A 9,465-nucleotide genomic window follows, 5' to 3' on the forward strand; every position below is an offset into this window, starting at 1 on the left:
TCTTGAATTTTCTGCCAGATATCATCGGTAAGAAGAGTGCGTGCCATTGAAAATGTAGAAATAAAAATAACTCAAAGGAGGATTTTAAGTATTTAAAACCAATTCTTCAAATGAGGACACGCCCTAGTATTGGTAAGCTGTCATGCAGAGAATCCTTCACCTTCAGACACAGCTACTGATTCTGCTACCGTAAGGTCGAATGCTGCTCAATCTGCTCATCCCATTGCGATTTCCCAGTCCTATACAGTCGAAAAAATTGCGGAGTTTAATGAACCTTGGGCCTTGGTTGAATTGCCCGATCAGCGTTTATTGATCACTGAAAAAGCAGGACAATTAAAGCTGTTTAATCCAAAAAATCGTAATAGCCAAACGATTCAAGATCTTCCCAAGGTCGCTTATGGTGGACAAGGTGGTTTGGGCGATGTTGCCTTGCATCCTGATTTTGCCAAGAACCAGTGGATATATCTCAGTTATGCCGAGCGCGGACAGGGCGGATATGGTGCAGTGGTGATTCGTGGCCGGCTGGATTTAAATCAAAACCGGTTGACAGAAGTGAAGCGTATCTGGACTCAAGTACCTAAATTTAAAGGACAGGGGCATTATGCGCACCGTCTGTTATTCGGATCGGATGGTAAACTCTGGATCAGTTCTGGTGAGCGCCAGCAATTTGATCCCGCACAGGATCTGCAATCCAATGCTGGCAAAATAATTCGCCTGAATGATGATGGATCTATCCCTAAAGATAATCCATTTATGAGTCAGGGAACGATTGCACAACAAATTTGGAGCTTGGGGCATCGTAATCCCTTAGGTATGGCATTTGACCCACGAGGGAAACTCTGGGTGATTGAAATGGGACCTAAGGGGGGAGATGAGCTGAATAAAGTGATCAAAGGTAAAAACTACGGTTATCCTCTGGTCTCGAATGGCGACCATTATAATGGTAAGCCGATCCCTGATCACCATACCCGTCCGGAATTTGAAGCCCCTGTGCTGGACTGGACGCCTGTGATTTCTCCTTCAGATCTGCTGTTTTATACAGGCAATAAGTTTCCAGCCTGGAAAAATAAAGCCATTATTAGTGGTTTGTCTTCTAAAGCCATTATTGTGGTAGATACTGCACAGTCTCCAGTGAAGGAAGTCCAACGTCTGGATATGAAACAGCGTATACGCGGTGTTATTCAGGCTAAGGCAGGTCATTTGTGGGTAATTGAAGATGGTCAGCGAGCGGGCCTGCTCAAGATGAAAACACCTTAATTTTTCTTAAAGCTAATGACATTTTCGATACTCAAGTATCAGCTATCTGCTTCACCACTCAACTTATTCCTGTTGAAGGTGAAAATATTTCTATTCTCAAGGTCAAAGAAAAAGGCCCTTACTGCTGTTAGGGCCTTTTCAGATTTTGAAGGATCACTGCTGTGATACTGCATAGCCTTTTGCTAGTGCTATTTTTATTGTTATTGCAAGACGCCCTGTCTTGGTAGGTTCTCAATATAAGTCTCTGCTAGATACCGCAGTTGTGGTAGGTCAGAACAGAGTTCGGCGTCGACCATTCACTTAAGCACTGACATATTGAATCAGCTTATCCAGCGCAGATTTCAGGTTTTTAGTATCAAACTGATTGCCTTGGAAAGAATAATCCTTATTTCGGTTAAAGATGTCACGGATTTCGATCACAGCATTGGTATCTATCATGCCGAGCTGGGTGGCCACTTGGCGAATCTGGTCAATCGATCGTGAACCATTGGTAGCACCATAACTCACGTAGGCAGCAGGTTTGCCTTGCCATTCTTTAGCGAGATAATCCAGTGCATTTTTCAGGGCAGGGCTATAACCATGATTATATTCCGGACTAATAAAAATAAAGGCATCAGCAAGTGCAATCTTATCGGCCCAATCCTGCTGTTTAGGCTGGTCATAAATTCCGGTCAAAGGCAGATTGGCACCAGCAAACAGAGGTAAATCCCATTCTTTTAGATCGACAATTTCAGCTTCTACCGTGCTAAACCCTTGGCTTTTAATTTCCTCTAAGGCCCAGTGAGCGACTTTAATGGCGGTACGGCTTTCACGAATGCTGCCCACAATAATATAGATTTTCATGGTTTTTCCTTTTCTTATGAGGAGAGAGTGCCACCCTAATCGATTTTACCAAGATGCAGTAGCAGAAGTTTGTATGGATTTTAAAAAAAAAGCTCCTTCAGGAGCTTTTTTTAAATATTAGAGAATGAGGGGAAGTTTTACATCAATTTGACACCCTGCTGGCCTGCAGGTGTGACCTTGAATATTTCCACTTCAAACGTAATATTTTTGCCGGCCAGTGGATGATTGAAATCCACCTCGGTAATATCATCATTGACCGATTTTACTACACCGTACAGGGTAGTTTTAGCCTTGTCTTCAAACTCGATCATATGGCCTTCGATTGGACGTTCGCCAAACTTGACGGTATCGAATTTCTGTACATTTTCCGGGTTCCATGGACCAAAAGCATCCTCTGGTGGCAGACTGACCGTACGGCGGTCACCGGCACGCAGACCAAACAAGGCCTTTTCAAAGCCCGGTAACAGGTTGCCATCTCCAATCGTTAGGCTTACCGGTGCTTCACGGCTGCGGGTATTGTCAATTTCTACGCCATTTTCAATAGCGACCGAAAAATGAAGCTCGACTTTAGAGCCGTCTTCAACACGAGTTTCCTCGTTAGGATGAATAAAATCAGTCATGTTGCGCCTGTGCACATTGAATTCGGTGTTTTTCCAGGAAAAACGTATCGATCAGCATCAGAATCGTGCCCAAAGTAATGGCACTATCTGCAATATTAAAAGCAGGGAAATGGCTATTTTGGTAATACACGTGAATAAAATCGACCACATAACCCAAATAGATACGATCAATTAGATTCCCGATGGCACCGCCTAGAATCAGAGCAATAGCCAAGGGTAATACCTTCAGGTGTTTAGGCATACGCATCAGCCAGAACACGAAAATGATAGACACCAAAGCTGCCAGTGAAGTAAAGAAATAACGTTGCCAACCACCTGCATCGGACAGAAAACTAAAGGCAGCGCCATAGTTATGCAGCAATGTCCAGTTTAAAAAGGGCAGCACCGGAATCGGATCTGCGTAATTCAGATGCGTAACGGCAATCCATTTAGTCCATTGATCCAGAATAATGGCCAGAATTGCCAGTCCGATCCACCACAAATTGTGCGGATAGAACTGGAATAAGCCCTTTTTATGCTGTGGATTAGGCATATTTTCTCTCTTCGCCTTGGCCTGTTGGAAGGTTAATAATACAACGACCACAGAGACCTGGATGTGACGCATGGGTATTCACATCAGGCAGTACATGCCAGCAGCGTACACATTTTTCTCCATCGGCAGCTGAAACTTTTACATTCAGCCCTGCCAGATCAGAAGCTTCGCCCTGTGCAGCATCAAAGTCGTTGACGATCACTTGTGAGGTAATCAGAACAAAACGCAGTTCATCATCCAGTTTATCCAGGACCGCTTTCAGTTCATCATTGGCCCACAGCTCAACTTTGGCCGACAGGTTTGAACCTACAGTTTTCGCGCCGCGTGCAGCTTCAATAAACTTGTTCACCGCAGATTTTACTGAAATCAGGGTCTGCCATTCTGCTTCTGTTATCAGGTTGGCAGTTGATGCCACTGGAATCTTATACCATTCCGCTGTAAACACATATTTTTCTGCCTGCTCTGGAATCAGAGGCCACGCTTCTTGCGCAGTAAAGCTTAAGATCGGTGCCATCCAGCGTACAAAGGCTTGGACCAGATGATACAACGCAGTTTGCGCCGAATGACGGGCCTGTGAATCAGCTTTGGTGGTGTACTGACGATCTTTGATGATATCGAGGTAGAAACCACCTAAGTCATTGATACAGAAGTTAGTCAATGCACTGGTCACGATATGGAAATTCATATCTTCATAGGCTTGCTGAATAGTTTTTTGCACGTCCGTCGCACGTTGCAGAATGTATTGATCCAGCGCGATCAATTGATCAATAGGCAAGGCATCCGTTGACGGTTGAAAGCCATTCAGGTTGGCTAATAAGAAACGCAGGGTGTTACGGATACGGCGGTAACCATCAGATGCACGGCTAAAGATTTCTTTACCGGCAGTCATTTCATAACGGTAGTCGGCAGAGGCAATCCAGAAACGTAAACCGTCTGCACCCATATCTTTAATGATGTCTTGTGGGGTAATGATGTTGCCCAAAGATTTGGACATCTTGCGGCCTTTCTCATCAACTACGAAACCATGCGTCAACAAACCTTTGTAGGGTGCACGTTCATTGATGGCAATCGAGGTCAGCAATGAAGACTGGAACCAGCCACGATGCTGGTCTGAACCTTCCAGATACAAGTCAGCAGGATCAGTCAGTTCTTCGCGTTCACGTAGCACGGCAAAGTGCGTTGTACCAGAATCGAACCACACGTCTAGGGTATCGCGAACTGCATTGTAATGTTCTGCATCGGCGCCGATGAATTCAGAAGCATCCCGGTTATACCAGCCATCAATGCCTTCTTTTTCGATCAGTTGAGCCACTTCCTCAATCAGCTCAGGCGTACGTGGGTGCAGTTCATTGGTGTCTTTATGCACGAAGAATGGAATTGGCACGCCCCAGGTACGCTGACGTGAAATACACCAGTCTGGACGGCCTTCGATCATTGCTTCAATCCGGTTCTTACCCCAGTCCGGCACGAAACTGATTTCATTTTCAATTGCATTCAATGCTTTTGAGCGCAAGCCTTTGGCATCCATGCTGATAAACCATTGCGGTGTAGCACGGAAGATAATTGGGGTTTTATGACGCCAGCAGTGCGGATAGCTGTGTTTGATCGGTACATGGGCCCACAGTTGCTGGCTCTCAGCAAGGGCAGCAATAATTTTTGGGTTGGCTTTATAGATGTGTTCACCTGCAAAAATAGGTGAAGTAGGTAAATACACACCATTGCCGCCCACCGGGTTATCCACTTTCAGATTGTATTGCAAGCCGACTTTATAGTCGTCTACACCGTGGCCAGGCGCAGTATGTACTGCACCGGTACCGCTGGTGGCAATCACGTGTTCACCTAAAATAACCGGTACTTGGCGTTCAGCAATTAAAGGATGCTGTAATTGCAGGTTTTCCAGTTTTGCACCGGCAAAGTCTGCCAGAACTTCCACTGTGCCAAAGCCATAACGTTCTGTTGCAGACTCCACCAAATCTTTTGCCAGAATGAAGTTTTGATCTGCTTTTTCTTCGCCGCGGGCTTTGACCAGTTGATATTCAATTTCGGCATGCACTGCCACCGCCTGGTTGGCCGGCAGTGTCCAAGGTGTGGTGGTCCAGATGACGATATCAGTTGTATCAGCAACTTCAATGCCTAAACGTGCAGACAAATCCGCTAAATCCACTACGGTAAAACCGACATCAATGGCGTCAGATTTTTTATCTTCGTATTCAACTTCAGCTTCAGCCAATGCTGAGCCGCAGTCCAGACACCAGTTCACCGGTTTCAGACCCGGTTCGATGTGACCGGCTTTGGCAATCGCACCGAGTGAACGAACAATATCGGCTTCCTGTTTGAAGTTCATGGTCAGGTACGGATTGTCCCAGTCACCAAACACGCCCATACGGATAAAGTCTTTTTTCTGTAATTCGACCTGGGTATACGCATATTCACGGCAGTGTTTACGGAAGGTTGCCGCATCAACTTTGACGCCGACTTTTCCGACTTTTTCTTCGACTTTGAGTTCAATCGGCAGGCCGTGACAGTCCCAGCCCGGTACATACGGTGCATCAAAGCCGTCCATTACACGGCTTTTAACGATAATATCCTTCAGGACCTTGTTGACCGCATGGCCCAAGTGAATTTGGCCATTGGCATAAGGAGGGCCATCATGAAGCACATATTTTTTCTTGCCAATACGCGACGCACGAATCTGCTGATAAATGTTGTCGGCATACCACTCTTCTAACCATTTCGCTTCACGTACTGCCAGATTTGCCTTCATTGCAAAGTCAGTACCTGGGAGGTTTAGCGTGGCTTTATAATCCACTGCATTTTCAGGAGTTTGCTTATCGCTCATGCAAGTTGTCTTCCAATTTAATCCGTTGTTTTAACAGACACGTTTTACAATAAAAATATGAGATATTAAAAGGAAAATGTGGGGTGATTTCGACGAAACTCAAGCAGTTTCTCGACATCATCATCAATTCCAGCTTTTAGGGCTTCAAGCGAAGGATAATTCTTTTCGCCATGTAAATAGGTTAAGAATGTCACCCGCATTAACAGGCCATACAGATTAGCAGAAACATCAGGGAAATGTACTTCTAATCGCCATTCCGGATCTGCTTGCTGGATGGCTGGACGGGTGCCGACATGACCTGCGCCAAACAGAGCTGTCGGGTTATAGCCGGTAATACCGGTTTTGCTGGCATCTGCTGCCTGGACTCTGGCTTTCAGGGATTCTGTTTCACACACCACCTCTACACCATAAATACCATGCAGACACGGCTTATGCCGATTCAGGCGGACATTAATCGTGGGAAAATCAATGGTACGGCCGATTTGATCGCCATATTGCACCCGTCCGCTAATGCTATATGGACGTCCCAAGAGTTTGGCTGCCTGTGCCAGATCGCCAGCTTGTAGCGTTTGACGGATGCGGGTGGAACTGACACGTTCACCATCCAGCACGACGGTATCGAGATTGCTTACCTCAAAACCAAATTCACGTAAAAACTCACTATTACCTTGACGGTTTTTACCAAAATGGAAATCATCACCTAAGACCAGATGATCGGCATTGAGTTTGTCTTTTAAAATCGTGGCAAATTCTTCTGCACTCAGGCTGCGAAAGCGTTCATCGAATTTCGCCACCGCAATATAGTCGACCCCAAGTTCAGTTAGATACTCAACCTTTTCACGTAAGGAGGAAATACGCGGTGGAGCCTCATAACCTTTAAAAAATTCAAGAGGTTGTGGCTCAAAAATCATTACCACTGTTTTAAGCTGGTGCTGTTCTGCGACAGCTTTGAGCTGCCTGATCATGACCTGATGCCCCAAATGCACGCCGTCAAAATTACCAATGGTCACGGCAGTTTTGGCTAATTCAGTTCGAGGCGTTAAGGCATTAAGACGGAGCAGCTTCATGGGCAAATCAGGTGCTTAAAATGTGAAGAGGCTATATATTGCCATAATCTTTAGCTTTCGTCTTGTTGTGTTTTTAGGCAAAGTTTTTCGTTAAAATTCTTTTGAAATAAGTTAAATCGCTGTATTTCAACAATCCACTCCATTTTTCTTAGAACGGATGATGCTGAAAATAATCTCAATGCCCATATATAGCCCTTCAAATATCACGCTTGCTTCAACCGATAGCATCAGCGATTAAGCGGATTTTTATTCTGACCTGTTGAACATCTTTAGACAGAATATTGCGCCTGCTGCTATGACGCTGGCCTGAGAGTAAGTCTGCTTTACCCGGGTCTAGATGTGATGGCTGAACATTGCATTAAAAGAGGATCAGGAATCACACATTTTGGTCTCCCCAAGCGTTCATTCATCTCACCTGACCCAAATATAAAAAATGGTCTGGAAAAGGTGCAGCTTTTTTATTTGCAGCGTTCAAGTATTTACTTTTTAATAGCGGCCATCTATAGAAACTGAAATTGAGTGTTTTATGTCCGAGCATGCGTTGGTTATGGCCTTGCCAAGCGAATCCAAGGGTTTGTTTGAGGCAGAAGGAATTGAGGTGCATTACAGCGGTATTGGCAAGGTCAATGCGGCATTTAAAGCTTTTGAAGTGATTCAGACAACCGGCTGCAAGACTTTAATCAATTTGGGGACAGCGGGCAGTTCCCATTTTGATGCCCATGAACTGGTGGAAGTCAGCCACTTTGTACAGCGCGATATGGATGTATCGCCACTCGGGTTTGAAGTGGGCATTACCCCCATGGATCAGCACTTTCCAGGTGCAATCAAGCTGGCACCTTTTTTCACCGATTTACCGCAGGGCATTTGCGGAACCGGAGACAGCTTTGCAACAGGACAGCCCAAAGTTGCCTGTCAACTGGTCGATATGGAAGGCTATGCCTTGGCCAAAGTATGCAAGAAACTGGACGTACGCCTGATTTCGGTGAAATACATTACTGATGGTGCCAATGACGCAGCACCGCTCGACTGGGAAGACAACTTGTTGCTCGGTGCTCAAAAGTTATTATCTTTATATCAAAAAATCAAATAAACGGCAGGTCGGCGACCATAATTATTATGGTCGTATGCCAATCAATTCAAGCCCTGACAATCAGGCTTCATTACGGGGAATTACGCCATACAGCATCATGTGGACAGTATGCTGGACCACACGCTGGTGCATGCTACGATTCCGCAGGGTTTTGCCTGTGATCATTTCCATCTGGGTGGCAAAATCAGCATAGTTTTGCGTCAAGGCCCAAATATTCAAAATCAGTAATTCAGGATCAATATCTTTAGAAATTTTGCCCTGTTCCTGCCAGTTTGAAATGACTTTGGCTTTGCGCTTGACCAGCTTTTTTAGCGGTCCTTTCAGAATTTCCAGAATATGCGGCGCTCCCTGAATAACTTCCAAGGCAAATAAGCGCGAGGCTTTGGGCTGAGTACGCGATACCTCAATTTTTTGCATCAAATAATTGGTGATCGCTTCTTCTGGCTCCAGATCAGCCTCCAGCATTTGCAGAGGTGCGAGCCATTTTTGTAAAACTGTAGTTAACACCTCAACATACAGTGCTTCTTTATTTTCGTAATAGTAGAAAATATTCGACTTATGCATTTCCGCAATTTGTGCGATTTCATCCAGACTTGCGCCATTGAAACCATATAAGGAAAAGACATCGAGTGCAGCATTCAGCAGCTGGTTGCGTTTTTGAGTACTCTTTTTTTGTTCCATCAGTAATATTAAAACAATTAAAAAGGGGGATTTTTCATTGTACGTCAAATCATCAGATTTGTGCATCAACTACAAGGCTAATTTTTTGAATCATGATGATTTATTCTGTAGATAAGCGATGTAATCAGCATCGACTCGCGCGCCAATGATTAAAATACTAAGGGTATGAAATTATTTAAATTATCACTTAATTAATATAATAGTTTGATTTAAGCCGCTATGGGAAAAATTATTTAAAATTAATTAAGAAAAAAGTGCAAATCAAATCATGAAACCTGTTTAAAATACTCGGCCAATATTATTAAATACTCTCTTAAAATACATTTAAACACTCAACATCAGTTTGAATTTTAGGACAGAAACTCAGGTTAAAAAGATCAGCCGTGTATGTGGTATTAGCGGTTCCAGTTTAGGGCGTGTCCTCATTTGAAGAATTGGTTTTAAATACTTAAAATCCTCCTTTGAGTTATTTTTATTTCTACATTTTCAATGGCACGCACTCTTCTTACCGATGATATCTGGCAGAAAATTCAAGA

8 protein-coding genes are annotated in these 9,465 nt (G+C 44.3%); 2 read left to right on the forward strand and 6 right to left on the reverse strand.

Annotation, left to right across the window (positions count from 1 at the left end):
• Positions 1–129 precede the first annotated feature (129 nt).
• Positions 130–1,257, forward strand: a complete 1,128-nt coding sequence (locus tag E2K52_RS12030; RefSeq protein ID WP_151205315.1) for a PQQ-dependent sugar dehydrogenase — start codon at positions 130–132, stop codon at positions 1,255–1,257.
• A 300-nt stretch (positions 1,258–1,557) separates the two neighbouring features.
• Here the strand turns inward: E2K52_RS12030 and E2K52_RS12035 are convergent, their stop codons facing one another.
• The 5 genes from E2K52_RS12035 to ribF form a co-directional block, all read right to left on the reverse strand.
• Positions 1,558–2,100: an NADPH-dependent FMN reductase gene (locus E2K52_RS12035; RefSeq protein ID WP_151205316.1), complete on the reverse strand. Its 543-nt coding sequence runs from the start codon at positions 2,098–2,100 to the stop codon at positions 1,558–1,560.
• Between the two features lie 137 nt (positions 2,101–2,237).
• Complete coding sequence (locus tag E2K52_RS12040) at positions 2,238–2,720, reverse strand: FKBP-type peptidyl-prolyl cis-trans isomerase (RefSeq protein WP_151205317.1); 483 nt, start codon at positions 2,718–2,720, stop codon at positions 2,238–2,240.
• Positions 2,713–3,252, reverse strand: a complete 540-nt coding sequence (gene lspA, locus E2K52_RS12045) for a signal peptidase II (RefSeq protein ID WP_151205322.1) — start codon at positions 3,250–3,252, stop codon at positions 2,713–2,715. Before lspA ends, E2K52_RS12040 begins: the two co-directional genes overlap by 8 nt.
• On the reverse strand, positions 3,245–6,091 hold the full coding sequence (ileS, locus tag E2K52_RS12050) for an isoleucine--tRNA ligase (protein WP_151205318.1): 2,847 nt from the start codon (positions 6,089–6,091) through the stop codon (positions 3,245–3,247). The genes lspA and ileS overlap by 8 nt, the downstream gene beginning before the upstream one ends.
• A gap of 65 nt (positions 6,092–6,156) precedes the next feature.
• Complete coding sequence (gene ribF, locus E2K52_RS12055) at positions 6,157–7,158, reverse strand: bifunctional riboflavin kinase/FAD synthetase (RefSeq protein ID WP_151205319.1); 1,002 nt, start codon at positions 7,156–7,158, stop codon at positions 6,157–6,159.
• A 526-nt stretch (positions 7,159–7,684) separates the two neighbouring features.
• Here ribF and E2K52_RS12060 point away from each other — a divergent pair.
• A complete protein-coding gene (locus E2K52_RS12060; RefSeq protein WP_151205320.1) occupies positions 7,685–8,248 on the forward strand; it encodes a 5'-methylthioadenosine/S-adenosylhomocysteine nucleosidase in 564 nt (187 codons plus the stop codon).
• Between the two features lie 60 nt (positions 8,249–8,308).
• On the opposite strand, the gene E2K52_RS12065 is transcribed toward E2K52_RS12060, so the two are convergent.
• Positions 8,309–8,938 carry a TetR/AcrR family transcriptional regulator gene (locus E2K52_RS12065; RefSeq protein WP_171478857.1) on the reverse strand — a complete coding sequence of 210 codons (630 nt, stop codon included), beginning with the start codon at positions 8,936–8,938 and terminating at the stop codon, positions 8,309–8,311.
• Between the last annotated feature and the right edge of the window lie 527 nt (positions 8,939–9,465).

It is taken from the genome of Acinetobacter sp. RF14B (genome assembly GCF_006864105.1).
Classification (GTDB): domain Bacteria; phylum Pseudomonadota; class Gammaproteobacteria; order Pseudomonadales; family Moraxellaceae; genus Acinetobacter; species Acinetobacter lwoffii_C.

What these genes read in the sequence shown, in the direction of transcription:
- E2K52_RS12040 (WP_151205317.1), bottom strand. Translation starts at nt 2,720, where the DNA reads ATGACTGATTTTATTCATCCTAACGAGGAAACTCGTGTTGAAGACGGC.
- lspA (WP_151205322.1), bottom strand. Translation starts at nt 3,252, where the DNA reads ATGCCTAATCCACAGCATAAAAAGGGCTTATTCCAGTTCTATCCGCAC.
- E2K52_RS12060 (WP_151205320.1), top strand. Translation starts at nt 7,685, where the DNA reads ATGTCCGAGCATGCGTTGGTTATGGCCTTGCCAAGCGAATCCAAGGGT.
- E2K52_RS12035 (WP_151205316.1), bottom strand. Translation starts at nt 2,100, where the DNA reads ATGAAAATCTATATTATTGTGGGCAGCATTCGTGAAAGCCGTACCGCC.
- ribF (WP_151205319.1), bottom strand. Translation starts at nt 7,158, where the DNA reads ATGAAGCTGCTCCGTCTTAATGCCTTAACGCCTCGAACTGAATTAGCC.
- ileS (WP_151205318.1), bottom strand. Translation starts at nt 6,091, where the DNA reads ATGAGCGATAAGCAAACTCCTGAAAATGCAGTGGATTATAAAGCCACG.